The organism is Micromonospora zhanjiangensis (assembly GCF_042650605.1).
Taxonomy (GTDB): Bacteria; Actinomycetota; Actinomycetes; order Mycobacteriales; family Micromonosporaceae; genus Micromonospora_J; species Micromonospora_J zhanjiangensis.
On record NZ_JBHSBN010000022.1, the window covers coordinates 79,113 to 104,812 of the forward strand.

23 protein-coding genes and 1 pseudogene are annotated in these 25,700 nt (G+C 73.7%); 10 read left to right on the top strand and 14 right to left on the bottom strand.

Annotation, left to right across the window (positions count from 1 at the left end; all coding sequences use genetic code 11):
* Nucleotide 1: 1 nt before the first annotated feature.
* A complete protein-coding gene (glgX, locus tag ACFOX0_RS25475) occupies nt 2-2,119 on the bottom strand; it encodes a glycogen debranching protein GlgX (RefSeq protein ID WP_377550459.1) in 2,118 nt (705 codons plus the stop codon).
* 220 nt (nt 2,120-2,339) lie between these two features.
* Complete coding sequence (locus ACFOX0_RS25480) at nt 2,340-3,623, bottom strand: citrate synthase (RefSeq protein ID WP_377550461.1); 1,284 nt, start codon at nt 3,621-3,623, stop codon at nt 2,340-2,342.
* 232 nt (nt 3,624-3,855) lie between these two features.
* Between ACFOX0_RS25480 and ACFOX0_RS25485 the strand changes: the two genes are divergently transcribed.
* Nucleotides 3,856-4,266: a VOC family protein gene (locus ACFOX0_RS25485; protein ID WP_377550463.1), complete on the top strand. Its 411-nt coding sequence runs from the start codon at nt 3,856-3,858 to the stop codon at nt 4,264-4,266.
* Nucleotides 4,267-4,352: 86 nt separating this feature from the next.
* Here the strand turns inward: ACFOX0_RS25485 and ACFOX0_RS25490 are convergent, their stop codons facing one another.
* From ACFOX0_RS25490 to ACFOX0_RS25510, 5 genes and pseudogenes are all read right to left on the bottom strand, one after another.
* Nucleotides 4,353-5,138 (bottom strand): helix-turn-helix domain-containing protein, encoded by a 786-nt coding sequence (locus tag ACFOX0_RS25490; RefSeq protein ID WP_377550465.1) that lies wholly within the window; start codon nt 5,136-5,138, stop codon nt 4,353-4,355.
* A gap of 207 nt (nt 5,139-5,345) precedes the next feature.
* A pseudogene (locus tag ACFOX0_RS25495) lies at nt 5,346-6,509 on the bottom strand (glycosyltransferase); the annotation flags it as partial.
* A 57-nt stretch (nt 6,510-6,566) separates the two neighbouring features.
* Nucleotides 6,567-8,792: an ArnT family glycosyltransferase gene (locus ACFOX0_RS25500; RefSeq protein WP_377550467.1), complete on the bottom strand. Its 2,226-nt coding sequence runs from the start codon at nt 8,790-8,792 to the stop codon at nt 6,567-6,569.
* Nucleotides 8,793-8,837: 45 nt separating this feature from the next.
* Nucleotides 8,838-10,439 (bottom strand): sensor histidine kinase, encoded by a 1,602-nt coding sequence (locus ACFOX0_RS25505; RefSeq protein WP_377550469.1) that lies wholly within the window; start codon nt 10,437-10,439, stop codon nt 8,838-8,840.
* Nucleotides 10,417-11,157, bottom strand: a complete 741-nt coding sequence (locus ACFOX0_RS25510; RefSeq protein ID WP_377550528.1) for a response regulator transcription factor — start codon at nt 11,155-11,157, stop codon at nt 10,417-10,419. Before ACFOX0_RS25510 ends, ACFOX0_RS25505 begins: the two co-directional genes overlap by 23 nt.
* A 178-nt stretch (nt 11,158-11,335) precedes the next feature.
* On the opposite strand from ACFOX0_RS25510, the gene ACFOX0_RS25515 reads away from it, so the two are divergent.
* The 4 genes from ACFOX0_RS25515 to ACFOX0_RS25530 all read left to right on the top strand — a co-directional run bounded on the left by ACFOX0_RS25515 (nt 11,336) and on the right by ACFOX0_RS25530 (nt 15,035).
* A complete protein-coding gene (locus ACFOX0_RS25515; RefSeq protein WP_377550471.1) occupies nt 11,336-12,850 on the top strand; it encodes a flavin-containing monooxygenase in 1,515 nt (504 codons plus the stop codon).
* Entirely contained in the window at nt 12,847-13,731 is an 885-nt protein-coding gene (locus tag ACFOX0_RS25520; RefSeq protein ID WP_377550473.1) for an SDR family oxidoreductase, read from the top strand. Before ACFOX0_RS25515 ends, ACFOX0_RS25520 begins: the two co-directional genes overlap by 4 nt.
* Before the next feature lie 8 nt (nt 13,732-13,739).
* Nucleotides 13,740-14,522 (top strand): alpha/beta fold hydrolase, encoded by a 783-nt coding sequence (locus ACFOX0_RS25525; RefSeq protein ID WP_377550475.1) that lies wholly within the window; start codon nt 13,740-13,742, stop codon nt 14,520-14,522.
* A 96-nt stretch (nt 14,523-14,618) separates the two neighbouring features.
* Entirely contained in the window at nt 14,619-15,035 is a 417-nt protein-coding gene (locus tag ACFOX0_RS25530; RefSeq protein WP_377550477.1) for an OsmC family protein, read from the top strand.
* Nucleotides 15,036-15,063: 28 nt separating this feature from the next.
* Here the strand turns inward: ACFOX0_RS25530 and ACFOX0_RS25535 are convergent, their stop codons facing one another.
* Nucleotides 15,064-16,014: an endonuclease/exonuclease/phosphatase family protein gene (locus tag ACFOX0_RS25535; protein WP_377550478.1), complete on the bottom strand. Its 951-nt coding sequence runs from the start codon at nt 16,012-16,014 to the stop codon at nt 15,064-15,066.
* Between the two features lie 410 nt (nt 16,015-16,424).
* On the opposite strand from ACFOX0_RS25535, the gene ACFOX0_RS25540 reads away from it, so the two are divergent.
* Nucleotides 16,425-17,255 (top strand): hypothetical protein, encoded by an 831-nt coding sequence (locus tag ACFOX0_RS25540; protein WP_377550480.1) that lies wholly within the window; start codon nt 16,425-16,427, stop codon nt 17,253-17,255.
* Between the two features lie 64 nt (nt 17,256-17,319).
* On the opposite strand, the gene ACFOX0_RS25545 is transcribed toward ACFOX0_RS25540, so the two are convergent.
* The 4 genes from ACFOX0_RS25545 to ACFOX0_RS25560 form a co-directional block, all read right to left on the bottom strand.
* Nucleotides 17,320-17,808 (bottom strand): ATPase, encoded by a 489-nt coding sequence (locus ACFOX0_RS25545; protein WP_377550482.1) that lies wholly within the window; start codon nt 17,806-17,808, stop codon nt 17,320-17,322.
* A 146-nt stretch (nt 17,809-17,954) separates the two neighbouring features.
* On the bottom strand, nt 17,955-18,380 hold the full coding sequence (locus ACFOX0_RS25550; protein WP_377550484.1) for a response regulator: 426 nt from the start codon (nt 18,378-18,380) through the stop codon (nt 17,955-17,957).
* Nucleotides 18,381-18,465: 85 nt separating this feature from the next.
* Nucleotides 18,466-19,230 (bottom strand): anti-sigma factor antagonist, encoded by a 765-nt coding sequence (locus ACFOX0_RS25555; protein ID WP_377550486.1) that lies wholly within the window; start codon nt 19,228-19,230, stop codon nt 18,466-18,468.
* Nucleotides 19,227-21,002 (bottom strand): PP2C family protein-serine/threonine phosphatase, encoded by a 1,776-nt coding sequence (locus ACFOX0_RS25560; RefSeq protein WP_377550488.1) that lies wholly within the window; start codon nt 21,000-21,002, stop codon nt 19,227-19,229. Before ACFOX0_RS25560 ends, ACFOX0_RS25555 begins: the two co-directional genes overlap by 4 nt.
* Nucleotides 21,003-21,200: 198 nt before the next feature.
* Between ACFOX0_RS25560 and ACFOX0_RS25565 the strand changes: the two genes are divergently transcribed.
* Nucleotides 21,201-21,587, top strand: a complete 387-nt coding sequence (locus ACFOX0_RS25565) for an STAS domain-containing protein (protein WP_377550490.1) — start codon at nt 21,201-21,203, stop codon at nt 21,585-21,587.
* A 38-nt stretch (nt 21,588-21,625) separates the two neighbouring features.
* Complete coding sequence (locus ACFOX0_RS25570; RefSeq protein WP_377550492.1) at nt 21,626-21,997, top strand: STAS domain-containing protein; 372 nt, start codon at nt 21,626-21,628, stop codon at nt 21,995-21,997.
* A 61-nt stretch (nt 21,998-22,058) separates the two neighbouring features.
* Here ACFOX0_RS25570 and ACFOX0_RS25575 read toward each other — a convergent pair whose 3' ends face one another.
* The gene (locus ACFOX0_RS25575; protein WP_377550494.1) at nt 22,059-22,376 is read right to left on the bottom strand and encodes a hypothetical protein; all 318 of its coding nucleotides are present in this window, start codon (nt 22,374-22,376) and stop codon (nt 22,059-22,061) included.
* 125 nt (nt 22,377-22,501) lie between these two features.
* Here ACFOX0_RS25575 and ACFOX0_RS25580 point away from each other — a divergent pair, with 125 nt between their 5' ends.
* Together ACFOX0_RS25580 and ACFOX0_RS25585 are read left to right on the top strand one after the other, a co-directional pair.
* Complete coding sequence (locus ACFOX0_RS25580) at nt 22,502-23,482, top strand: DUF2267 domain-containing protein (RefSeq protein WP_377550496.1); 981 nt, start codon at nt 22,502-22,504, stop codon at nt 23,480-23,482.
* Between the two features lie 46 nt (nt 23,483-23,528).
* Nucleotides 23,529-24,347, top strand: a complete 819-nt coding sequence (locus tag ACFOX0_RS25585; RefSeq protein ID WP_377550498.1) for a spermidine synthase — start codon at nt 23,529-23,531, stop codon at nt 24,345-24,347.
* Between the two features lie 8 nt (nt 24,348-24,355).
* On the opposite strand, the gene ACFOX0_RS25590 is transcribed toward ACFOX0_RS25585, so the two are convergent.
* Nucleotides 24,356-25,657, bottom strand: coding sequence for an NAD(P)/FAD-dependent oxidoreductase (locus ACFOX0_RS25590; RefSeq protein WP_377550499.1), 1,302 nt, complete (start codon nt 25,655-25,657; stop codon nt 24,356-24,358).
* Nucleotides 25,658-25,700: the final 43 nt, after the last annotated feature.

Sequence of the window (25,700 nt, forward strand, 5' to 3'; positions counted from 1 at the left end):
CTCACACCATCCTCTCCAGTACGACCAGGCACCGGTCCGGCACCTGGAGCACGCCCGCGGCCTCCACCACCTCCCGGTCGTCCGGGTCGGGCTCGGCCGTGCTGATCACCCGCTGCCACTTCTGACCGTAGTCCCCGCCGGGCAGGACGAAGTCCAGTGCCGCGTCGTGGGCGTTGAAGCAGAGCACGAAGGAGTCGTCCACGTGACGCTGGCCGTACTGGCCGCGCTCGTTGATGCCCTCGCCGTTGACGAACAGCAGCACCGCCCGGCCGAAGTCGTTGCCCCAGTCGTCCGGGGTCATCTCCCGGCCGTCCGGGGTGAACCAGGCCAGGTCCGGCAGCGGACCGTCGGCGTGCCGGGTACGCACGTCCCGGCCGGTGAAGAAGCGGCGGCGGCGGAAGACCTGGTGCCGGGCGCGGAAGTCGGTGAGCGTACGGACGAAGTCGAGCAGTTGCTGGTCGACGTTGTCCCAGTCGATCCAGGCCAGCTCGCTGTCCTGGCAGTAGGCGTTGTTGTTGCCGCGCTGGCTGCGGCCCAGCTCGTCGCCGTGGCCGATCATCGGTACGCCCTGGGAGAGCATCAGGGTGGCCAGGAAGTTGCGCCGTTGCCGGGCCCGCAGGGCCAGCACCTGCGGGTCGTCGGTGGGCCCCTCCACCCCGCAGTTCCAGGACCGGTTGTGACCCTCGCCGTCCCGGTTCTCCTCGCCGTTGGCCTCGTTGTGCTTGTCGTTGTAGGACACCAGGTCGTTCAGGGTGAACCCGTCGTGGCAGGTGACGAAGTTGATGCTGTGGAACGGCCGGCGTCCGTCGTCCTGGTAGAGGTCGGCCGAGCCGGAGATCCGGGAGGCGAACTCGGCCAGGGTGGCCGGCTCGCCGCGCCAGAAGTCCCGGACGGTGTCCCGGTACTTGCCGTTCCACTCGGTCCACAGCGGCGGGAAGTTGCCCACCTGGTAACCGCCCGGGCCGACGTCCCACGGCTCGGCGATCAGCTTGACCTGGCTGACCACCGGGTCCTGCTGGACCACCTCGAAGAAGGTGGAGAGCCGGTCGACCTCGTAGAACTCGCGGGCCAGGGTGGCGGCCAGGTCGAACCGGAACCCGTCGACGTGCATCTCCTGCACCCAGTACCGCAGCGAGTCCATGATCAGCTGGAGCGAGTGCGGGCTGCGGACGTTGAGGCTGTTGCCGGTGCCGGTGTAGTCGACGTAGTACCGCCGGTCCTCCTCGGACAGCCGGTAGTAGCTGGCGTTGTCGATGCCCTTGAAGGCCAGCGTCGGACCGAGGTGGTTGCCCTCGGCGGTGTGGTTGTAGACCACGTCGAGGATCACCTCGATGCCCGCGGCGTGCAGCGCCTTGACCATCCCGCGGAACTCCTGGGCCTGCTGGCCGACCCGCCCCATCGCGGCGTAGCCGTGGTACGGCGCGAAGAACCCGATTGTGTTGTAACCCCAGTAGTTGCGCAGGCCGAGGTCGGTCAGCCGGTTGTCGTGCACGAACTGGTGCACCGGCATGAGTTCCAGCGCGGTCACCCCGAGCCGGGTCAGGTGCTCGATCATGGCCGGGTGGGCGATGCCCGCGTACGTCCCGCGCAGCTCCTCCGGGATGCCCGGGTGCCGCATGGTCATGCCCCTGACGTGCCCCTCGTAGATCACCGACCGGTGGTAGGGGATCCGCGGCGGCTTGTCGTTGCCCCAGTCGAAGTACGGGTTGACCACCACCGCCTTCGGCACGTACGGCGCGGAGTCGGTCTCCGACATCCGGTCCGGGTCACCGAGGTCGTAGGCGTAGACCGCCGGGTCCCACTCCACGTCCCCGTCGATCGCCTTGGCGTACGGGTCGAGCAGCAGCTTGTTCGGGTTGCACCGCAACCCGGCCCCCGGGTCGTACGGGCCGTGCACCCGATAGCCGTAGCGCTGGCCGGGCCCGACGCCCGGGAGGTAGGCGTGCCAGACGTAGGCGTCCACCTCGTGCAGCCGGATCCGCCGCTCGGTGCCGATCCCCCACTCGTCGAACAGGCACAGGTCGACCGCGTCGGCGACCTCGGAGAAGAGGGCGAAGTTGGTGCCCGTCCCGTCGTAGGTGGCACCCAGCGGGTAGCGGTCCCCCGGCCAGACCTGCATGTTGCTCCCTCGTCGCTGCCGCGCCGGGCGACCGGCGTGTCGGGGGATGATGCCCCGTCCGTCCGCGTTCCAATCTACCCGCCCGGCGGGTCGTGTTGATCATGAACGCGGAAAGCCCCGAGGTCGGGACGACACCCGTTCGGGACCGGCGGCTACGACACCGGCCGCCGACCCGCGGGGCGGGTCGGCGGCCGGCGACAGGTGACCGTGGAAACCGGGCTCAGCGCTGGTCGAGCGGGGCGTAGTCGCGTTCCGCCGCGCCGGTGTAGAGCTGCCGGGGACGACCGATCTTGTTCTCCGGGTCGTTGATCATCTCGCGCCACTGGGCGATCCAGCCGGGCAGCCGGCCGAGCGCGAACAGCACCGTGAACATCTTGGTCGGGAAGCCCATGGCCTTGTAGATCAGGCCGGTGTAGAAGTCCACGTTCGGGTAGAGCTTCCGGGAGACGAAGAAGTCGTCGGCGAGCGCGATCTCCTCCAGCTTCATAGCGATGTCCAGCAGCGGGTCCGGCTTCTCCATCCGGTTCAGCACGTCCTGGGCGGCCTTCTTGACGATGGCGGCCCGCGGGTCGTAGTTCTTGTAGACCCGGTGGCCGAAGCCCATCAGCTTGACCCCGGCCTCCTTGTTCTTCACCCGGCGGACGAACGCCTCGACGTCCCCGCCGTCGGCCTGGATCTGCTGCAGCATCTCCAGCACCGCCTGGTTGGCACCGCCGTGCAGCGGGCCGAACAGCGCGTTGACGCCGGCCGAGACCGAGGCGAACAGGTTGGCCTGGCTGGAGCCGACCAGCCGGACGGTGGAGGTCGAGCAGTTCTGCTCGTGATCGGCGTGCAGCACGAACAGCATGTCCAGCACCCGCGCCGTCACCGGGTCGACCTCGTACGGCTCCGCCGGCACCCCGAAGGTCATCCGGAGGAAGTTGTCGACGTACCCGAGCGAGTTGTCCGGGTAGAGCTTCGCCTGCCCGATCGACTTCTTGTACGCGTACGACGCGATCGTCGGCACCTTGGCCATCAACCGGACCGTGGACATCTCCACGTGCTCCTGGTCGAACGGGTCCAGGCTGTCCTGGTAGAAGGTGGAGATCGCGCTGACCGCGGAGGAGAGCACCGCCATCGGGTGGGCGTCCCGCGGGAAGCCGTCGAAGAACCGGCGCATCTCCTCGTGCAGCAACGAGTGCCGCCGAATCCGGCTGGAGAACTCCTCCAGCTGCTGCGCGGTCGGCAGCTCGCCGTAGATCAGGAGGTAGGACACCTCCAGGAAGGAGGACTTCTCCGCCAACTGCTCGATCGGGTAACCGCGGTAACGCAGGATCCCGGCGTCCCCGTCGATGTAGGTGATCTCGGAGGAGCACGAGGCGGTGTTGACGAAGCCGGGGTCGTAGGTGACGTACCCGGTCTCCTTCAGAAGATTGCTGGTGCCAATCCCGGACGGCCCCTCGACGGCGGGCTTCACCGGCATCGACAACTGCCCACCGGGGTGGTCAAGCTTGACATCCGTCATCTGATCCCTCGCTTTGCCGGCAGATCGTCGTTGAAATTGCCTCAGGTTTCACCGTAGTGCGCTGGCGTGCCAGGATGCCCGCTGTGGTGGCCCGGTGAGGCACGCGTCACCCGCGTCCCGGCTTGCCGGTTGGGAAAAGACTTGTTAACGGTCGTGGTTTCCTCCCGCCCCCGGTCGGACCAGGTCCGATTCCTTCAAGACCGGGGCGTACCCCGCCCCGTAGCTTCGACGCATGGCACCTCGATTCGATCTCGTCGGCATGGTCGTCGCCGACATGGCCCGCACGTTGGCCTTCTACCGCCGGCTCGGGCTGGACATCCCGGCCGACGCCGATCACCAACCGCACGTGGAGGTGACCCTGCCCGGCGGCCTACGCCTGGCCTGGGACACCGAGGACACCATCCGGTCCTTCGACCCCGAATGGCAGCCGGCCCCGGCCAACGCCGGTCGGGTGGCCCTCGCCTTCGACTGCGGCACGCCGGACCAGGTGGACGCCGTCTACGCCGAGTTGACCGGCGCCGGATACCACGGGCAGCTCCCTCCGTTCGACGCGTTCTGGGGCCAGCGCTACGCGAGCGTGCACGACCCGGACGGAACGGGCATCGACCTCTTCGCCCGCCAACCGGGCGCCACCACCGACTGACGCCCGGCGGGTCGGTCCGGCGCGGCGTCGACCCGGCCGGCCGCGACAGCCGGTCGGGCCGGGAGACGACCCCGGCGGCGTCGGGCCTACGCCGGGACGGCCGGGCCCGTCGACAGCAGCACCCCCAGCGGTACGCCGGCCAGGTCGCGGATGTCGCGGGACAGGTGCGGCTGGTCGGCGTACCCGGTGCGGGCGGCCACCTCGGCGGCCGGCAGCCCGGTCCGGGCCAGGGCCAGGGCGCGCCGCAGCCGCAGGATCCGGGCCAGCGTCTTCGGACCGTACCCGAAGAGGACCTGGCTGCGGCGGTGCAGCTGCCGGGCGCCGACGCCCAGCTCGACGGCGACGGCGGCGACCGGCCGGCCGGCGCCGAGCCGGCGGGTCAGCAGCGCGGCGGCCGGGTCCGGGCCGCCGGCCTCGCGCAACCGATCGGCGGCCACCGCTTCCAACACCGCCGCGACGGCCGCGGCCTCGGCCGTGACCGTCCCCGGCAGCGGAGTGGCCGCATCCGGCACAGCCGTCCCCGGCGCAGCCGGGGTCGACCCGTCGAACGCCCGGGCGGTCAGCTCGCGGGCCAGGCGTTCCGACCAGAGCGCGGCCAGCGGCAGGCGCTGGTCGCGCAGCCGGTCGGCGGGGACGCCGAGCACCGCCGGGCCGGTGCCGGGCGGCAGGCGCAACCCGACGTACCGCTCGCCGGTCGGCCCGGCGGCGAGCTGCGCGGTGGTGTCCGGGCCGGCGACCAGCAGGCCGGTCTCGGACGACCAGATCAGGTCGATGCAGCCGTCCGGCAGCACCCGGGTCGGTGCGGCGCCGACCGGCCGGACGCTGTGCCACAGCACGGCGCCGGCGATCCGCGACGGCGCCTCCCGGTACATCCCGCCAGCCTGCCAGCCTCCCGCCCAGCGGGACAACCGTGATTCATATCGTTGTCCTGCCTCACCCGCATGGTGCGGACCCGGCCGGTCGGCCGGGTCCGCGTGCCGCCGGCCTCAGGCGGACTCCCGGACCGAGATCTCGACCGGGGCCGGCGGCGCCGGGTGACGTTGGTCGGGGCGCTGCCGGTCCGGCCGGTGCTCGTCCGGCCGGCGGTGGTGCAGCCAGGCGCGCAGCAGGACGAACCGCAGCACCGTGCCGGCCAGGTTGGCCACCACCAGCACCGCCAGCTCCACCACCCGCGGCGGCCCGTTCACCAGCGCGTGCAACGCGGCCAGGGAACCGCTGGTCAGCGCCAGGCCGAGACCGAACACGGTCAGGCCCTGCAGGTGGTGCCGGACCAGCAGGTCCCGACCGCTGACGCCGAACGTCAGCCGCCGGTTGGCCGCCGTGTTCGCCACCGCCGTGACCAGCAGCGCCACCAGGTTCGCCCCCTGTGCCCCGAGCGGCGCCCGCAGCAGGGCGAACAGCACCAGGTACGCCAGCGTGCTGGCCACCCCGACCGCGGCGAACCGGACCGCCTGCCGGGGCAGCCCGGCCGGCACCGGACCGTCCGGGGTGGACAGCGGCGCGCGGCCGAACTGTCCGCGTACCTCGGTCAGCGGCAGCCGGCCGGTGGCCAGTCCCCGACCGAGTCGCCAGATGCCGCGCAGGTCGGCCGCGGCGGTGGCGACGAGGTCCACCCGGCTGTCCGGGTCGTCGATCCAGTCCACCGGCACCTCGTGGATCCGCATCCCGGCCCGCTGGGCCAGCACCAGCAGCTCGGTGTCGAAGAACCAGCCGGTGTCCCAGACCAGCGGCAGCAACCGCTGGGCGACGTCCCGCCGGATCGCCTTGAACCCGCACTGCGCGTCGGAGAACCGGGCGGCCAGGGTGGCCCGCAGCAGCAGGTTGTAGCCCCGCGAGATGATCTCCCGCTTGGGCCCGCGGACCACCCGGGCCCCCCGCGACAACCGGCTGCCGATGGCCAGATCCGAATGCCCGGAGATCAGCGGCGCCACCAGCGGCAGCAACGCCGCCAGGTCGGTCGACAGGTCCACGTCCATGTACGCCAGCACCGGTGACTCCGAGTCGGACCAGGCCGTCCGCAACGCCCGGCCGCGCCCCTTCTCGCCCAACCGGAGCACCCGTACGCCCGGCAGCTCCTCGGCCAGCGCGGTCGCCACCCGGTACGTCCCGTCGACGCTCGCGTTGTCCGCCACGGTGATCCGGAACGAGTACGGGAACTGGTCGGTCAGGTACCCGTGCAACCGTCGGACGCACGGCTCCAGGTCGACCTCCTCGTTGTACACCGGCACCACCACGTCCAGCATCGCCACCGGGGCGGTACCCGGCCCTCCGGGCGGCACCGCCGCCGAGCCCGGCACGCCTCAGCCCTCCCGTCCGCTGCTCAGGTCGTAGAGCGTCTCGCCGTCCACCGTCTTCGCCGTGAAGTTCTCGGCGACCCAGGCGGCGATCTCCGCACTGGCCCGGCTGCCGCCCTGGGCCCGGAACCCCTCGCCGCCGATGAGGTAGTGGATCCGCCCCTGCCGGACGTACTGCTGGAACCGGGCCAGGGTGGGTGACGGGTCGCTGCCGTTGAAGCCGCCCAGCGGCATCACCGGCCGCCCGGTGGCCAACTGGTAACCCGAGGCGTTGTTCGAGCCGACCGTCGCGGCGACCCAGGTGTACGAGTCGGCGTCCTGCTCCAGCAGGGCGCGCAGCTCCGCGCTCGGGGTGCGCGAGTCGAGCAGCCCGCCCATCCCGCCCGGACCGCCGTTGCGCCCGCCGAGGGCGTAGCCCGTCCGGCCGTCACCCGGCCCGCCCGGCATCCCGTTGAAGGAACCCGTGCCGCCCGGGAACTGCCCACCGCCGGGGAACTGCCCACCGCCCGGGAACTGCCCGCCGGGTCCCTGCCCGCCGGGGAACCGGCCACCGCCCGGGAATCCACCGGGGAACCGACCGCCCTCGGCGAACCGGCCGCCGGGGAAGCCCCGCCCGCCCGGACCGAAGTCGCCCCGTACGGCCGGACCAGCCGACGGGATGGCACCCCGCTGCGCGGTGGCCGCCGTGTCCAGCGAGTAGCCGAACGGACCGGCCAGCGCCGCCGCCGCGCCGACGGTCAGCACCGCCGGGGCGGCCCACCGGGGCAGCCGCCCGGCCAGCACCGTCACGACCGCGGCGGCCAGCCCGGCCACCAGCACCGCGGTGCGCAACCAGGGATACCAGTCGGGACTGCGACCGAGCAGCACGTACGCCCACCAGACGGTCACGGCCAGGACCACCCCGAGCACCGCGGTGGCCCACAGGTGCCGGCGCCGCCGCCACAGCAGCACGGTCCCGATGCCGATCAGGGCGCCGATCGCCGGGGCCAGCGCGATGCTGTAGTACGCGTGGAAGATGCCCTGCATGTAGCTGAAGGTCAGCCCGGTGACCAGCAGCCAGCCGCCCCAGAGGACCAGCCCGGCCCGGACCCGGTCGGTACGGGCGGCCCGACCGGCCAGCGCCAACCCGACGACCAGCAGGATCAGCGCGGCCGGCAGCAGCCAGGTGACCTGGCCGCCCAACTCCGCGTCGAACAGCCGCAGCAGCCCGGTCTGCCCGGAGGCCGGGCCGAACCGGACGCCGCCGCCCCCGCCGACCCGCCCCTCCTCGGTCCCGGTGAGCCGGCCGAACCCGTTGTAGCCGAAGGTCAGACCCAGGATGCTGTTGTTCTGCGAACCGCCGATGTACGGCCGGGCGCTCGCCGGCATCAGCTCGACGATCGCCACCCACCAGCCGGCCGCGACCAGCAGGGCCACCCCGGCGACCAGCAGTTGCCGGATCCGCCGCCAGAGGCCGGTCGGCGCCGCCAGCAGGTAGGTGACGGCGAAGACCGGGATCACCAGGAACGCCTGCAGCATCTTGGTCAGGTAGCCGAGACCGACCAGGGCGCCGGCCAGCGCCAGCCACCGGGTGCCGGCGGTCTCCACCGCCCGGACCGTGGCGTACGCGCCGGCCACCAGCAACAGCACCAGCAGCGCGTCCGGGTTGTTGAACCGGAACATGAGAGTCGCCACCGGGGTGACCGCCAGCACCGTACCGGCCAGCAGGCCGGCGGCCGGCCCGTACCAGCGGCGGACGGTGGCGAACAGCACGCCCACCGAGGCGACCCCGGCCAGTGCCTGCGGGACCAGGATCGCCCACGAGTTCAGGCCGAAGACCCGCACCGACAGCGCCATCACCCACAACGCGGCCGGGGTCTTGTCGACGGTGATCGAGTTGCCGGCGTCCGACGACCCGAAGAACAGCGCCTTCCAGCTCACCGAGCCGGCCTGCACGGCCGCCGAGTAGAACGAGTTCGCCCAGCCCGAGGCGCTCAGTCCCCAGAGGTAGAGCAGCCCGGTGGCCACGAGCAGACCGACCAGCGCCGGACGTACCCAGCGGGGGGCCGGCGGTGGCGCGGCGACCGCGGCGCCGGCCGGGCCGACGACCGGCTCCGGGGTGAACGGCGGCGGCCCCGCCGGGCCGGCCGGGCCGGGCTGGCCGGGCGGGTGGGAACCCGGCGACGCGTCCGCGGCCGCCCGGTCCGACGGGCCGGGGTCCGACTTGTTCAGCACGCTCTCTGACTGGTCCATGCCGGCTAGGTTCGGCCACCTCGCTGGCGTCCCACCGTGAACGACCTATGTGTCGGCTGTGAGCAACGGCAGGCGGACCCGGAACACCGTCCGGCCGGGGCCGCTGTCCACCATGACGCTGCCGCGGTGCGCCTCCACCACGGCCGCCACGATGGCCAGACCGAGGCCGGTGCTGCCGGCGGCCCGGGACCGGGAGCTGTCGCCCCGGGCGAACCGTTCGAAGATCTCCGGCCGCAGTTGCTCGGGAATGCCCGGTCCCTCGTCCAGCACGGTCAGCTCGGCGGTCCCGGCGGTGGTGGTCAGCCCGACGGTCACGGTGGTACCGGGCGGGGTGTGCGTCCGGGCGTTGGCGAGCAGGTTGCCGACCACCTGATGCAGCCGCTCGTCGTCGCCGCGGACCCGGACCGTGTCGTCGGGCAACTCCAGCCGCCACTTGTGGTCCGGGCCGGCCACGTGCGCGTCGCCGACCACGTCGACCAGCAACGTCGACAGGTCGACCGGGTCGGCGGCCAGCGGCCGGCCGGAGTCCAGCCGGGCCAGCAGCAGCAGGTCGTCGACCAGTTTCGTCATCCGGACGCTCTCCGACTCGACCCGGCGCAGCGCGTGCGCGACGTCCGGCGGCAGCTCGGCGCCGCCTCGGCGGGTCAGTTCGGCGTAGCCGCGGATCGCGGCCAGCGGGGTCCGCAGCTCGTGGCTGGCGTCGGCGACGAACTGGCGTACCCGGGTCTCGCTGGCGTGCCGGGCGGACAGCGCGGCGGCCACGTGGCCGAGCATCCGGTTGAGCGCCGCGCCGACCTGGCCGACCTCGGTGCGCGGGTCGGTGTCCGCCGCCGGCACCCGGACCGACAGGGCCACCTCGCCCCGGTCCAGCGGCAGTTCGGCGACCCGGCCGGCGGTGGCCGCCATCCGGCGCAGCGGGCCCAGGCTGCCCCGGACGATCAACGCGCCGGCGCCGCCGGCCGCGATCAGCCCGATCCCGGCCAGTCCGGCCTCGATGGCAACCATCCGCCAGACCGTCTGCTGCACGACGGCCAGCGGCAGGCCGGTGATCAGTACGACCCCGTCGGGCATCTGCCGGGCCAGCAGCCGATAGTCGCCCCACTCACCGATGACCCGGGTGTGCGGTCGCCCGTCGGCGGGCAGGCCGGCCAGCGGAGCGACCTGCGCGGTGGTGAGCGGCTGCTGCGCGACGATGGCGTCCGGGTCGTACCGGACGGCCTGGGTCTGCCCGTCCGCCCGACGACCGGTGATGGTGCCGTCCGGCGCGAACTGCGGGGGCCGGAAGCCGCGTTGCGCGTCCGCCGGCGGCGGTCCGCCGGACGCGCCGGGCCAGCCGGGCAGGTTGGACTCGGGACCGCCGCGCGGCCGTTCGAACCGCACCGCGGTGCCGTTCAGCTGCCCGTCGAGCTGGTGCACCAGCACGTAGTGCAGCACGACGGCGGTCACCCCGCCGATCGCCACGCAGACCACCGCGACCAGCCCCACCACCGCGACCACCAACCGGGTACGCAACGGCTGACCGGCCCAGGCCCGGCGGGCCGTGGCCGGCCAACCCGGCCGGAACGGCCGCGGGCGGCGACCTACGCCCGCCCGCCGATCCCGCCCGCCACCGGGCGGCGGCCGGTCAGTCGGCGGGCTTGAGGACATAGCCGGCCCCGCGCAGCGTGTGGATCATCGGCGTCCGCCCGGCGTCGATCTTCTTCCGCAGGTACGAGATGTACAGCTCGACCACGTTGGCCTGGCCGCCGAAGTCGTAGTTCCAGACCCGGTCCAGGATCTGCGCCTTGCTCAACACCCGGCGGGGGTTGCGCATCAGGTAGCGCAGCAGCTCGAACTCGGTGGCGGTGAGGGCGATCTCCTCGCCGGCCCGGCGCACCTCGTGGCTGTCCTCGTCGAGGGTCAGGTCGCCGATGGTCAGCAACGCGTTCTCCTCGGCGGCGACCGCGAACCCGGACCGGCGCATCAACGCCCGCAGCCGGGCGATCACCTCCTCCAGGCTGAACGGCTTGGTGACGTAGTCGTCGCCGCCGGCGGTCAGCCCGGCGATCCGCTCCTCCACCGCGTCCCGGGCGGTCAGGAACAGCACCGGGACGGTGGGGGTCTGGTCACGCATCCGCCGGAGCACCTCGAAGCCGTCCAGGTCGGGCAGCATCACGTCGAGCACCACCGCGTCCGGCTGGAACTGCCGGGCCAGCCGCAGCGCGCCCATCCCGTTCGCCGCGCTGCGCACGTCCCAGCCCTCGTAGCGCAGGGCCATCGACAGCAGGTCGGTCAGGGTGGGCTCGTCGTCGACCACCAGCACCCGGATCGCCTCGCCGTCGGGCCGGTGCAGCTCGACGTGTCCGGTTCGCGCGTTCATGACCATGCCCACCAGGGTCCCCGCCTCCACTGTGCCCGACCTCGGCGCTTCCTGTGTACCAGCTGTGCGTACCGACCATCCCCGGGACACTCGCCCACGTCTTCCGACCGGCCCTACCCGGTGGTAACTTGCGGGGCAGCCGGTGGCACCGGACGGCACCGCAGCCGGGTGGGGAGTGGTCGGATTGACCAGCGACGACGGACGGCGCCGGGTCCGGATCGCCATCATCGGCGCCGGGTTCGGCGGGATCGGCACAGCGATCCGACTCCGGCAGCGGGGGTACCACGACTTCCTGGTCTTCGACCGGGGTACGCAGGTCGGCGGCACCTGGCGGGACAACACCTATCCCGGCTGCGCCTGCGACGTGCCGTCACTGATGTACTCGCTGTCGTTCGCCGCCAACCCGGACTGGACCCGCAGCTTCTCCGGCCAGCCGGAGATCTGGGCCTACCTGCGCCGCTGCGTCGACCGGTTCGGCCTCGCCCCGCACCTGCGGCTGCGGCACGAGGTGACCGCCGCCACCTGGGACGACGCGCAGCGGTGCTGGCTGCTCGACACCTCCGCCGGCCGCTACCGGGCGGACCTGCTGGTGGCCGCCGGCGGGCCGCTGTCCGAGCCGGCGGTGCCCGCCCTGCCGGGCCTGGCGACCTTCACCGGCGAGGTGTTCCACTCGGCCCGCTGGAACCACGGTCTCGACCTCACCGGCCGGCGGGTCGCCGTGGTCGGCACCGGCGCGTCGGCGATCCAGTTCGTTCCCGAGATCGCACCGGTCGTGGACCGGCTCACCGTCTTCCAGCGGACCGCCCCGTGGGTGCTCCCCCGGGTCGACCGGCCCACCCGGGACTGGGAACGCCGGCTCTACCGGACGGTGCCGGGCGCCCGCCGACTGGCCCGGGCCGGCGTCTACTGGGGGCGGGAACTCGCGGCCACCGCCTTCCTGCGGCCCGCCCTGATGCGGTCCGCGCAGGCGGTGGCCCGCCGGCACCTGCGCGCGGCGGTGGCCGACCCGGCGCTGCGCGCGGCGCTCACCCCGAACTACACCATGGGCTGCAAGCGGGTGCTGCTGTCCAACGACTGGTATCCCGCGCTGGTCCGGCCGAACGTGGCAGTCGTCCCGCACGGCGTCGCCGAGGTACGCCCGGGCTCGGTGGTCGCCGCCGACGGCACCGCACACGACGTCGACACGATCATCTTCGGGACCGGCTTCCACGTGACCGACCTGCCGCTGGCCGAGCGGATCACCGGCCGCGACGGACGTACCCTGGCCGCCAGCTGGGCCGGCAGCATGCGGGCCTACCGGGGCACCTCGGTGGCCGGCTTCCCCAACCTGTTCCTGCTGCTCGGTCCGAACAGCGGGTTGGGACACAATTCGGTGGTGTTCATGATCGAGTGTCAGATCGACCAGTTGCTCGGACTGCTCGGCCACCTGGACCGCACCGGCGCGGTCGCGGTCGAGCCCACCGAGCGGGCCCAGCGGGCGTACGTGGCCCGGATCGACCGGAAGATGGCCGGCACGGTGTGGTCCCGGGGCGGCTGTCGCAGTTGGTACCTGGACGCCACCGGGCGCAACTCCACCCTGTGGCCGGGCTACACCTGGTCGTACTGGCTGCGCACCCGGCGGTTCGACGCCGCGGCGTACCGGGCGGTGACACCGGCCCCACCGGTGGACGCCGGCGTGCGCGGGCGGGCCGACCGGTGAGCGGCTCGCTGGCCGGCAAGGTCGTCCTGGTCACCGGGGCCGCGCGGGGCATCGGCGAGCACACCGCGCGGGAGGCGGCCGCCCGGGGCGCCCGGCTCGCCCTGGTCGGGCTGGAACCCGGCCGGCTGGCGGACCTGCGGGACGACCTCGGGGCCGACCACGCCTGGTTCGAGGCGGACGTGACCGACCAGGCCGGCCTCGTCGATGCGGTCCGCGGCACCGTGGAACGGTTCGGCGGCATCGACGCGGTGGTCGCCAACGCCGGGATCGCCAGCCGGGGCACGGTGGCCACCGGCGACATCGAGGCCATGGTCCGTACCGTGGAGGTCAACCTGATCGGGGTGATGCGGACCGCCGGCGCCACCGCGGCGCCCCTCATCGCCAGCCGCGGCTACCTGTTGATCGTCTCGTCCGCCGCGGCCTTCGGGGCGCTGCCGGGAATGGCCGCCTACTGCGGCTCCAAGGCCGGCGCCGAGCACTTCGGCCACGCGCTGCGGCTGGAACTGGCCCACCACGGGGTCGCGGTCGGCACCGCCCACCCGTCCTGGGTGGACACCGACCTGGTCCGGGACGCCAGGGACGACCTGCCGGCCTTCCGGGCCGCCCTGGACCGGTTGCCCTGGCCGGTCGGTTCGACCACCCCGGTACGGGCCTGCGCCGCCGCGTTCGTCCGGGCGATCGAGCGCCGGCAACGCCGGGTGTACGTCCCGCGCGCCCTCGCGCTGGTGCAGGCGACCCGGTCGCTGGTGGTCAGCCCGCTCGCCGACCGGTTGATCGGCCGGTCGGCCCGACGGTCCGTACCGGTGATGGAGGCCGAGGTGCGCGCCCTGGGCCGGTCCTTCGGCCGGCACACGGCCCGGCCCGGCCCGGGCGAACGGTGACCGCCGCGATGGACGTGATCGTCGAGCGTCGGGGCAGCGGCGAGCCGCTGGTGCTGCTGCACGGCATCGGCCACCACTGGCGGGCCTGGTCGCCGGTGCTGGACCGGCTCGCCCGGGTGCACGAGGTGGTGGCGATCGACCTGCCCGGTTTCGGCGGTTCACCGGTGCCGGCGACCGGGTTGCCCGCGGACATGGCCGGCGTCGTCGCGGGCGTGACGGACATCTTCGCCGAGCTGGGCCTGGACCGGCCGCACGTGGCCGGCAACAGCCTGGGCGGGGCCATCGCGCTGGAACTGGCCGCCGCCGACCGGGTCGCCTCGGCCACCGCCATCTCCCCCGCCGGTTTCTGCACCGCCCGGGAACTGCGCTGGGCGGTCGGCGTGCTCGGACTGCACCGGGCGGCGGCCCACCTGCCCGGTCCGGCGCTGCGCGCGCTGCTGGCCGTGCCGGCGCTGCGGGCGCTGTCGTTCGGGATGATCTCCGCCCGGCCGGGGCGGGTGCCGGCCGCCGCCGCGCTGGCCGACGCCCTGGCCCTGCGCGGGGCACGGGCCTTCCGGGCCACCGCCCGCGCCGGCCGCGGGTACGCCTTCCGCGGTGAGCCGGCGGTGCCGGTCACCGTGGCCTGGGGCACCCGGGACCGGATCCTGCCCTACCGGCAGGCGGCCGTTGCCCGGCAGCGGCTGCCGGGCGCCCGGCACGTGGACCTCGTCGGCTGCGGACACGTGCCGATGCACGACGACCCGGACCTGGTCGCCGCGGTCATCCTGGCCACCACCGGCGCGGCCCGCTGACCGCACGACCACCGCCGGCTGGCCGGGTGGCGCGGCGTCGGTGTTTCGCCGTCCCTCGGCCGGGTAGCCGCACCCGAGCGACCTGGGGAGGTACGCATGTCGGATTCGTGGGTGCATGAGGCCGGGGCGACCGCGGCGGGCGGCCATGTCCGGACCGACGACGGTGAGTTGTCCAGCACCCTGGCGTCACCGTTGGCACCGCACTGCCACGGCCTCACGCCCGAGCAACTGCTGGCCGCCGCGTTCGCCTCCTGCCTGCACCACGCGGCGGTGGAGGCGGCGACCGCGGTCACCGACGAGGCGCACACCGTGCAGGTGCACGCCGAGGCCCGGCTCGGCCGGGACGCCGACGGCCGGTACCACGCCGACGTGCACGCGAGCATCGGCTCGGCCGGCCTGACCCGCGACCAGCTCGCCCATCTGGTGGAGTGCGCGGACCGGTTGTGGCCGTTCTCCAGCGACGGCGGCCGGCACTCGCTGACCGTCACCGCGGCCGACCACCGCGGCCGCTGACTCCCGCGACCGGCGGTTCGGTTCGCTCCTACCAGCGGAAGCCGGCCGTCACCGCCCGATGGTCGCTCGCCGGGGTACGCAGCACCCCGGCCGAGGTCGCGGTGAGACCACGATAGAAGACGTGGTCGGGGCGGATCAGCGGAAGCCGGGACGGCCAGGTGAAGCCCGGGCCGGTGCCCGCGTCGGCCTGCGCGTCGCGCAGCAGGTCGGTCAACGGGGTGATCATCCGGTCGGTGCTGGCGGTGTTGAAGTCGCCGAGCGCGATCACCCGCTGGGCGGTGTCCCGGCGCAGTTGCCCGGCGAGGGCCCGTACGGTGCGGTCGCGGACCGCGGTCTCCCCGGCCCGGGCCGAGCCGAGGTGCACGACGTAGACGGTGAGGTCTCCGTTCGGTGTGCCGACCACCGCGCGCAGCGCCCGGGTCCAGCCCAGGCCCGTGTCCACCCCGGCGGCGTCCCGGATCGGAAACCTGCTCCACAGGCCGACCGTGGACTCGGTGACCTGGTACGGGTAGCGATGTCCCAGGTGCTCCGCGACGGTGTCCCGATCGCCGTCCGAGACCTCCTGCAGAGCGACGAGATCCGCCCCCGCGTCGACGACCGCGTCGACGGTGGCCTGCGGTTCGGCGTTGTCGGCGAGCAGGTTCTGACTGACCACCCGCACCTGGGCCGGGCCACCGCCACCGGGTAGCCAGGCCGGGCCGAACAGCGCCACCCAGGCGACGGTCGGGACGATCGCCGCCGCGAGGGCGGGCCAGGCGCGGCGTAGTGCGGCGGCCAGCGCCAGCAGCGGAATTCCGAGGCCCAGGAACGGCGTCACCGTGTCGAGCAGGCTGCCCATGCCCCGCACGTTGGGCACCAGCCGGTGACCGATGATCACCAGGGCGAGCAGGACGGCGATCACCGTGATCAGGATGCCGCGACGCCGCCGCGGGACGCGTACCGCTCCCTCGTCCGTCATGTGGGTTCCGCTGGCCGTCACCGGCGCAATCGTATCGTCGGCGGCGGCCCGTCCGGTGGGACTGGCGTTGAAAAGGGTTCAATGGCCCCGCTCCGCGGCGCACCGGCCCGGCCCGCTCGGCGGTCGACTGTCCGGTTCGGGACCTGTGTGATCGGCCTCGGCCGATCCGCCCCGACCGGAAGGGACCGCCGGCCCCGGGCCACCTCCACCGAACGCCCGAGGCGCGCGCCGGCCCGCGGGACCACCGACGGCGGCGGCGTTTTGCGCGGATGTCACGGACTGCCGACGACAGTTCGGGCATGTCGGTCTTGGTGTCTCCATCCGGCTTGCCGGCACCCTGCCACCCACTGACCGATGAATCAGCGAAAAGTGTGGCGCAGCCCACGTGACCTGCGGATTCATTTCACGATCGAGCTGCCTAGCCTCGGCGGGTGCATGGCAACAGCAAGATCGAACAGGACCTGACCCCCACCTCCGGGGCTGACCGTTCGGTGGAGACGCCATCGAACGATCGGTCCAAGCGGGCCCGCCGCACCACGCGACGCGCGGTGCTGTCGTCGACGCCCTTCCGGATCGCCCTGGCCACCGCGGTGGCCACCGGCCTCGGCGTCGTCGCCGTCGTCGAGACGCGGTCCGCCGGCGAACCGGCCCCGTCGGTCCGGGCCGGCGTCGCCGAACGGGCCGAGGTCGTCGAGCGGCAGCCGGCCAGCCGGGCCAGCGAGCGGGCCCCGCTCCCGCCGTCACCGTCGGCCACACCCGCCCCGTCGGCCAAGCCGAGCACGGCGCAGCCGGTGAAGAAAAAGAAGAAGCCGCTCCCCCCGGCCCGGCCGCGGCCGGTGGCCGGCCTGGACCAGGCCCAGATGGACAACGCGCACACCATCGTCCAGGTGGGCCGGCGGCTGGGCGTGTCCAAGCGCGGGCTGGTGATCGCCGTCGCGACCGCGATGCAGGAGAGCAATCTCTACAACCTGGCCAGTGACGTGCTCCCCGAGTCGCTCGACTACCCGCACCAGGGCACCGGGTCGGACCACGACTCGGTCGGCCTGTTCCAGCAGCGGCCCAGCTCCGGCTGGGGCGCGGTGGCCGACCTGATGCGGCCCAGCTACGCCGCGCAGCAGTTCTTCGAGGCGCTGCTGGCCGTGCCGGGTTGGGAGGACCTCGCCGTCACGGTCGCCGCGCAGACCGTCCAGGTCTCGGCGTTCCCCGACGCGTACGCCAAGCACGAGGGGCGCGCGACGATCATCGTCGAGGCACTGACCTGATCCGCCGGGGGTTCCCCATCCGCACCGCCCCGGGCCGGGACGCTCGTCCCGGCGGGGACGGTCCTCAGGCCAGCTGAGCCGGCGTCCGCACGCCGGCCGGCGACTCGTCCAACAGGTCCTCGATCCGGACGTGCCGGAGGATCTCGTCGGCCCGGATCTCCCGCTGCCGGCGGGCGTACAGGGCCGCCTCGAAGTCCCGGCGCGCCTGCATCGCCTCGGAGTACGCCCGGTCCCGGACCTGCCTCGCCTCGGCCTGCGCCGCGGACAACGTGTGCCGGGCCCGGGCCAGGATCCGCACCGCCTGCCGCCGGGCCACGTCCAACTCACCCGCCGGATCGGCCACGGACGTGGTGGCGCCGGCCGGGGCGTCGGCCCGATCGCGCAGCAGTCCACGCAGCCGGTCCAGGTCCCGCCGCAGCGAGTCCAACTCCACCCGTACCCGGGCGTCGACGTCGGACCGGGCGGCGAGCCGGACCAGCCGCTCACCCAGGCTGTTCAGACAGGAGTCGACCGCACCCTCGTCGTACCCGATTCCGACGACCGGAAAATTCATCGCGCTGCCCCCAGGAAGCCGGTGTTCGTCTCACCCGCCATCCTTCCGACCGGCGCGTCGGCCCGAGCTGTTTATCGAAAAATCCTCATCATCTTCCGATCGGGCCGTCCCCGGTCGGGTCGGTCGGGCCCTCGCCGGCGGACCGGTCAGCCTTGTTTGGGCAGGACCACCACCCGGCCGAAGAACTCGTCGATCCGGCGGACCACCTCGTTGAAGTCGTCGAGCCCGATCGGCTTGGTGACGTACGCGTTGGCCTGCAACGTGTAGCTGCTCAGGATGTCGGTGTCGGCGTTCGAGGTGGTGAGCACGACGATCGGGATGCTCCGCAGGTCCTCGTCCTGCTTGACCGCGCCGAGCACCTGACGACCGTCCATCCGGGGCATGTTCAGGTCGAGCAGGATCATGTCCGGCCGGGCCGCGTCCTCGTGCCGGCCGGTACGCCGGAGGAACTCCATCGCCTCCTCGCCGTCGCTGACCACATCGATGGTCTTCTCGACGTCGGAGCCCTCCAGCGCCTCCTCGATCATCAGGACGTCACCGGGGTCGTCATCGACCACGAGGATGCGGACCATGGGGAACCTGCCTTCGGATCGACGGAGGAACGTGGGCCGCGGCGGCCCCGACGGGGCCGGTCTCCGGCGCGGGAAATCTAGCCGATCAACGCTCCGGCAGCGCTACCGGGTCGTCCCGATCGTGCTCATATCGCAAGACCTCGGCCAGCCCGCTGATCTCCAGCACCCGGGCCACCCGCCCGGTGGCGCCGGTCAGGCGCAGCCAACCGCCGAGTTCCCGGCTCCGGTTGTCGCCCCGCACGAACGCGGCCATTCCCGCCGAGTCGCAGAAGCCCAGATCGCCCAGGTCGACCAGGAGGCGGTGCCGGCCGTCGGCGAGCAGGCCCTCGATGGTGCTGGTCAGTTCGGGCGCCGTGGCCATGTCCAGTTCGCCGGTCAGGTGCAACCGCGCGATCTCGCCACGCTCGGCGTAGGTGATGGTGATCGCCACGGCCTGTCCCCTCCGGTCGGGAGCCGGGTGCGGAAATATTTGCAGTGAGGCAATCGTACGCGCCCCGTGACCCCGAGCGGCAGTGCGGGGCGGCAGGGCGTGCCACTCGCCGTCCATGCAGGCCACCACGACCCGGCCCCGGTTCGGCCGCGGACCGGCGTACGAGGAGACCGCGGCGACCACCCGTTCGCTGATGTGGGTCGCCGCGTGTTCCTGCGCCACGCTCCACTCGTTGCTCTGCCACCACCGGCCCACCTGCTCCTGGGCCGGGACGATCAGCCCCAGCAACACGTCCTCGGCCGGTACCCCGTCGGCCAGCAGACCGAGCGCGACGTCCGTGGCACCGTACTCGTCGGCCTCGCCGAGACACTCCAGGTACCGGGGACGGACGGCGGCCAGCGCGGCCGGGCTGTCGGTCATGCGGTGGAGTTCTCCCGTTCCGGTCGTCCGTCGGGCACGGCGCGCAGGTGGCGGACCGGTACGGGCGCCGCCCGGACCGCCAGCACCGCGATGTCGTCGTGTTCCCGCCCGGCGAGCCAGTCGGAGGTCACCTGCTCCACCCGCTCGGCCAGCGCGGGCGCCGGCATCCGGTGGCAGCCGGTCATCGCGGCGGCCAACCGGTCGGCACCGAAATGCTCGTCACCGCGCCGACCGCCCCGGGCCTCGGTCACCCCGTCGCTGTAGAGCAGGCAGGTTTCCCCCGCCGCCAGGCGCACCGTGACCTGCCCGATCCGGGCGTCCGGGACCACTCCGACGAGCATCCCGTCCAGCCGGACGGTCTGCACCGAGCCGTCGGCCCGGATCAGCATCGGGGCCAGGTGTCCGCCTCCGGCCAGGGTCAACCGCACCCCGCCGTCCCGGTCCGGCCGGGCCGACCCGAGCACGATGGTGGCGAACCGGCCCTGACCGTGCGCCTGGGACGTCTCCAGCATCGCCTCGTTGAGCAGCGCCAGCAGCCGGCGCGGCTCGGTCTCGACCCGGCGCAGCGCCTGCACCGCCTGCCGCAGCTGACCGGTGAACACGGCCGCCTCGACACCCTTGCCGGACACGTCACCGAGGTAGAACAGCGCGTCGCCGTCGGGCAGCCGGTGGCTGCCGTAGAAGTCGCCGCCGATCCGGAGGGTCGCCTGGGCCGGCCGGTAGGCGGTGCCCCACTCCAGGCCGGGCACCGGTGCCGGTTCGATCGGCAGCAGGCTGGCCTCCAGCGTCTCGGCGATGTCGGCCTGCTCGCGGTAGAGCACGGCGGCGTTCAGTGCCGCGCCGGCCCGGGCGGCGAAGCCCCGCAGGACCTGGAGGTCGGGCTCGGCGAAGCCCTGGACGGCCGGGCGGACCAGCACCAGCGCACCGGTCGGCGCGCCGGTGCCGGGCAGCGGGACCACCCGGGCGGACACCGCCGCCAACTCGTGGCCGGCGAGCCACCCGGTCTGCACCAACTGCTCGGCCAGCCAGTTCGCGGTGTGCGGCTCGACGCCGGCCAGCGCCTCGTCGATGGCCGGCGGCAGGTCGTCGACGTCGAGCACCCCGCCGTCCACCACCGGCAGGTCGTCGTCGGCGGCCACCGCGCGCCACCACCGCGCCCGGCCGAGCCGCGGGGCGAGCACCAGCACCGCCACCCGCCCGAGCACCGGTACGGCGAGCCGGGCCGCGGCCCGGGCGGCCCGGTCGACGTGCAGCGGGTTGCCCAGCCGCTGGCTGGCGTTGGCCAGGAAACCGGAGCGGGAGCGCTCGGCCAGCAGCGCGTCGGCCCGGTCGACCGCCTCGGTGACGTCCTCGACGTACCAGCCGTGACGGTCCTGGGGCAACGCGACCCGGCGGACCCGGATCCGGCGGCCCTCGTGCACGACCTCGGCGTCGGCCCGACCGGAGCCGGCCGCCTCGATCAGCCGGCCGTCCTCGGTGGCGGTGAGCAGCTCGCCGACCCGGAGCCGGGGGAAGACTCCGGCCGCGACGTCGCTGACGTCCCGTACCACGCCGTCGGCGGCACAGATGACCACACCCTCGCGGAACCGGTCGACGGCCTGGGCCCGGGCCGCGTTCGACGCGGCCTCGGCGTTGGTGTGGGTAACCGGCGGGTCGGGGAGCCCGTGGCCGTCGGACCGGGTGACGACGCGGGCGGCGCCCGAGGCGGAAACCGGTCCGTCGCCCGGGTCCCACCCCCTGACGTCGGCCGAACCCACCAGACCTGCCTCCACCCCACGTCCCGCGTGCCGCGGATTTCGGGGCACGTGTGTTCCAATATTCAGACCCACCCTACGCCGATACGGCCCGGGCGCCACCGCACGGCCGCGACGCACAGGATGGCCCGACCCACGGCGCCGTCCCGCCCCGCGCGGCCGGCCCTCTGTTGTTACGCTCAGCCGATCTTGCTGGTCGGCCGATTCCGGAAAGGCGTGATCATCGTGCCTCGTGGTGACAACGGCTCGGCACCGCCGTTCACGCTGTCCACCGCCGACGCCGAGTCCCGCCACCCGGTGGTCACCGTCGGTGGTGACCTGGACTTCCAGACGGCCGACACGCTACGGACCACGCTGACCGGGTTGGTCGCCGCGAATCCGATCGAAGTGACCCTGCGCGTCGCGGACCTCCGCTTCGTGGACAGCACGGGTCTCGCGGTGATAGTCCACACCTGGCGGGCGTGTCAGGACGCCCGGATCGTGCTGCGGGTCACCGAGGTGCCCCGGTTCCTGGACACCATGTTCGACATCACCGGCGTGGCCGAGCTGCTCGCCCGGCCCGTGCCGGCCATCCCCGAGGAGCGCAACGCCACCACCGTCTGACGTTTCCGGTGGGGTGCGGAGCGGGAAGAGAGGCCGACATGAAGCGCGAGGCGCTCGCCATCGAGGTCGTCCGCTCCGGCCCGGAGACGGCCCGCCTGCGGTTGCGCGGCGATCTGGACTTCGAGACCGCCGGCTCGCTGGTTTCGGCCGCTGCGACGGCGCGCGGTGACGGATTCCGCCAACTCGAGGTTGACCTGTCCGGACTCGGCATGTGCGACTCGTCCGGCCTGTCCGCGCTGATCGACATCTTCAAGGCCGGCGAGCGGACCGGGGGCTCGGTCCGGTTGACCGACGTCGGTGACCAACTGCGCCGGCTGCTGCACCGGACCGGCCTCGACGACGTGCTCGGCGTCGGCGAGCCGTCGCCGGAGCACCGGTCCGCCGAACCACCCACCCGACTCGCCGGCTGACCCGTCACCCCGGTCAGCCGCTCGACCCGGCCCGGTCAGCCGCTCGACACGGTTCGCCTGGTCAGCCGCTCGACACGGTTTGGTCTGCCGGTTGCCCGGCCCGTTGGTCTGCCGGTTGCCCGGCCCGTTCCAGGTCCTCCGGCTCGCCGCTGTCGGGAGGTTGGAAGACGTACCGGACGAACTCCCCGACCAGGTCGTCGTCGTCCGAACCGGGCCACTGCCCGGCGGCGTCCACGCCGATCACCTCCCGGTTCGTCTCGTCGCTCTCCTCCACCAGCGCCCACACCGTCACCGGGTACGAGCAGGTCGCCTCCGGGGCTGTCCGCCACCGGGCGTACCAACCGGGCCGGGCGGGGACGATCTCGACGAGCCGCTTCACCCTGTCCACCTTCCCTGGAACACGTCTGCCGATCCGGTTCCATGCTGCGTCCGGCCCGGGTGAGCGGCCCTCATCCGACCCGGGTGAGCCCGTTTGCGGCCCAACAGGGCGGGAAGCCCCGGGCCATGAGCGGCAAGCAGATGGAGGGCGACAACCAGCGGCGCCGGGCGCTCGCCCGGCAGGCCCGCCAACGCGGCGACCGGGCCAGCCGGTCCGGCGCCACCCTGGGTTCGGCCAAGCAGGTCGAGCACCGGTCGGAGAAGCACCGGGACGGACCACCCGCCGCCGGATCGCGCAAACCGGTTCCCGGCCGGGGTGGTCCGCCGCCGGCGGCGCCCGCGCCGGAGCGGCCGTGGCCGCTGCCGGACCCCGACCCGGCCGGCACCGCGCCGGGGGCCGTCGCCGTCGTCCAGTACCGGCAGCTCGTCCACGACGTGGCACGGCACTCCGGGGTCGACTTCGACCAGGCCCGCGCGGCCGCCGAGGCGACCGTGCTCGCCCTGGCCCAGGCGCTGGAACCGGCCGGCCGGGAACAGCTGCTCGACGCCGTGCCTCCCGAACTGGGTGACGACCCGAGGCTGGCCACCACTAACCGGCGGACCGACCTGGCCGGATTCCTCGACGAGGTGGCCCGGCTCAGCGGTCGTACCCCGGAGCAGGCCCGCTACCAGGCGCAGGCCACCCTCGGCGCGCTTGCCGCACAGGATCCGGACCTGGTCGACTCGCTGGAACTCCCGACGGCGTTGACCGATTTGCTGGGGCCGTCGCCGGCGGGCGGGGACGGGGTGGGGCCGGCCGGCGGCACCGCCGCGTTGACCGACGACGAGTTGCGGACCGCCCTGGCCGAGCTGCCGTACTGGTCGGGTGACCGGCGCGCGCTGTCCCGCACCATCGAGCTGCCGCCGGACAGCCTGGACCGGGTGCTGGACCGGCTGGCCCGACTCAAGGCCGACACCGGCCGCGGCCCCAGCATCGGCCGGCCGGCCCGCAACCTCGCGGTGCTCACCGTACGGACGAAGGGCGTCGGCGCGGTGACGGGGCTGGACGTCGAGCTGGCCCACCGGGTGGACGCGGCCGTCGACGAGGCGGGCGCCGGCCTCGCCTGACCGGACCCACCATCGGGGCGTGCCGACGTCCGGTTACCGTGCCGGGGTGCGTCGTCCGGAGCGGGAACCCACCGGCCTGGCGGTACGGGTGGACTCCGGGCTGGCCGCCCTGGTGCCGGACCCGGCCCGGCCGGGCGGGCGGATCCTGCTGCTCGACGGGGTGGAGCAGTCGTACGTCGACGTCACCGACCCGACCTACCTGCACTTCGACTACGTACGCCGGATGGCCTCGGTCATCGACACCGCCACGCCGGCCGGGGCGCCGCTGCGGGCGCTGCACCTGGGCGCCGGTGGCCTGACCCTGCCGCGCTTCGTCGCCGCCACCCGCCCCGGCTCGACCCAGCGGGTGGTGGACCGGGACGCCGAGCTGGTCGAGCTGGTCCGGCGCGCGTTGCCGGCACCGGCCGGCGACCCGACGATCGTGATCGCCGACGCGCGGGCGGCGGTGGAGTCCGCGTCGGACGCCGGCTTCGACCTCGTCCTCGGCGACGTGTACCGGGCGGCGCGGATGCCCGGTCACGTCGCGACGGCGCAGTTCGCCGCGCAGGTCGCCCGGGTGCTCCGGCCGGACGGCCTGTTCGTGGTCAACCTGACCGACCTGCCGCCGTTGGCCTTCTCCCGTACCCAGGTCGCCACCCTGCGGCACGTCTTCGCCGACGTGTGCCTGATCGCCGACCGCCGGATGGTCCGCGGCCGGCAGCACGGCAACGTGGTGCTCGCCGCCGCCCGCCGGGCGGGCCGGCTCCCGGTCGACCGGCTGGCCGCCCGCGCGGCCCGCGACCCGGTTCCCGGCCGGGTGCTGCACGGTGCCGACCTCGCCGCGTTCGCCGCCGGCGCCCGGCCGTCGTTCGACCCGCCGGCCTGACCGCGCGGTCAGCGGGCGCGCACCGGCATCTCCGGGGCCGCGTTCTCCAGCGGTACGTCGTTGGCCGGCACCAGGCCGAGCTGCACGCCCGGCCGACGCGTCGTCGCGTCGAGCAGCCAGTCCGCACCGACCCGGGCCCGGTTGCCCGGCATCGCGAACAGGTGGTAACCCCGGGTCACCGCCTTCGCCGGCAGCCCGGCCAGCGGCACGTGCAACGGGTTCGCGGCCGCGTCCCGGCCGCCCAGGTCCACCACGAACCCCAGGTCGTGATGCCGGTACGGGCGGCACCGGCCCTGCCCGAACGACGCGGCGATGTTGTGCGCCACGAGCTTGCCCTGCCGCTCGGCGTGCTGCGCGGTCATCGGGGTGATCTTGCCGGGCCGGGTCAGGTCCGGCACCGCGGCGGCGTCGCCGCAGGCGAAGACCTCCGGCCGGCCGGGTACGCCGAGGAACTCGTCCACCAGCAGCCGACCCTTCTCGGTCCGCAGCCCGAGCCCGTCGACCAGCGGGTCGGGTCGCACGCCGACGCACCAGACCAGCGAACGGGTGGGCACCGACCGGCCGTCGCTGAGGCGTACCCCGTCGCCGGTGGCCTGCTTCACGGACATGCCGAGACAGACCTCGACGCCGCGACCGTCGAGCACCCGCCGGGCGGTCTCGGACATCCGCGGGTCCAGCTCGGGCAGCACCCGGTCGGCCACGTCGATCAGCATCCACCGCGGGCGCAGGCCCAGCCGCGGGTGCTGGGTGGCCAGTTCGTCGGTGAACAACTGCCCGTGCGCGGCGACCTCGGTGCCGGTGTACCCGGCGCCGACCACCACGAAGGTGCACCGGGCCTCCCGCTCGGCGGGGTCCTCGGCCACCTCGGCCAACTCGATCTGCCGGACGATGTGGTCGTGCAGGTAGAGGGCCTCGGGCAGGCCGCGGAAGCCGTGCGCGTGCTCGGTCACCCCGGGGATCGGCAGCAGCTTGTTGACGCTGCCGACGGCCAGCACCAGCCGGTCGTAGGTCAGTTCGCCGGCGCCGTTGTCGGGTTGCTGGTAGCCGACCCGCCGGCCGTCCAGGTCGATCCGGTCCGCCTCGCCGATGACCACCCGGACGTCGGGCAGGGTCGCGCTGAGCGGAACGGAGATCCGGGTCGGTTCCAGGACACCGGCCGCCACCTCGGGCAGCAGCGGCAGGTAGAGGAAGTAGTCGGTCGGGTTCAGCAGGACGATCTCGGCGCGACCGCGGGCGATCCGGGCCAGGCTCTTCGCCGCGTGGTAGCCGGCGAACCCGGCGCCGACGATCAGGACGCGTGGTTTCGTCATAGCCCCTGGCGTTCCCGGCACACCCCCCGACAAACATCGGTGC

Coding starts and splice junctions, on each gene's coding strand:
- ACFOX0_RS25550 (WP_377550484.1), bottom strand. CDS start 18,380: ATGGTCCGCATCCTCGTGGTCGATGACGACCCCGGTGACGTCCTGATG.
- ACFOX0_RS25530 (WP_377550477.1), top strand. CDS start 14,619: ATGTCGGATTCGTGGGTGCATGAGGCCGGGGCGACCGCGGCGGGCGGC.
- ACFOX0_RS25500 (WP_377550467.1), bottom strand. CDS start 8,792: ATGGACCAGTCAGAGAGCGTGCTGAACAAGTCGGACCCCGGCCCGTCG.
- glgX (WP_377550459.1), bottom strand. CDS start 2,119: ATGCAGGTCTGGCCGGGGGACCGCTACCCGCTGGGTGCCACCTACGAC.
- ACFOX0_RS25570 (WP_377550492.1), top strand. CDS start 21,626: ATGAAGCGCGAGGCGCTCGCCATCGAGGTCGTCCGCTCCGGCCCGGAG.
- ACFOX0_RS25555 (WP_377550486.1), bottom strand. CDS start 19,230: ATGACCGACAGCCCGGCCGCGCTGGCCGCCGTCCGTCCCCGGTACCTG.
- ACFOX0_RS25505 (WP_377550469.1), bottom strand. CDS start 10,439: ATGTCCTCAAGCCCGCCGACTGACCGGCCGCCGCCCGGTGGCGGGCGG.
- ACFOX0_RS25485 (WP_377550463.1), top strand. CDS start 3,856: ATGGCACCTCGATTCGATCTCGTCGGCATGGTCGTCGCCGACATGGCC.
- ACFOX0_RS25580 (WP_377550496.1), top strand. CDS start 22,502: ATGAGCGGCAAGCAGATGGAGGGCGACAACCAGCGGCGCCGGGCGCTC.
- ACFOX0_RS25510 (WP_377550528.1), bottom strand. CDS start 11,157: ATGGTCATGAACGCGCGAACCGGACACGTCGAGCTGCACCGGCCCGAC.
- ACFOX0_RS25545 (WP_377550482.1), bottom strand. CDS start 17,808: ATGAATTTTCCGGTCGTCGGAATCGGGTACGACGAGGGTGCGGTCGAC.
- ACFOX0_RS25590 (WP_377550499.1), bottom strand. CDS start 25,657: ATGACGAAACCACGCGTCCTGATCGTCGGCGCCGGGTTCGCCGGCTAC.
- ACFOX0_RS25480 (WP_377550461.1), bottom strand. CDS start 3,623: ATGACGGATGTCAAGCTTGACCACCCCGGTGGGCAGTTGTCGATGCCG.
- ACFOX0_RS25525 (WP_377550475.1), top strand. CDS start 13,740: ATGGACGTGATCGTCGAGCGTCGGGGCAGCGGCGAGCCGCTGGTGCTG.
- ACFOX0_RS25490 (WP_377550465.1), bottom strand. CDS start 5,138: ATGTACCGGGAGGCGCCGTCGCGGATCGCCGGCGCCGTGCTGTGGCAC.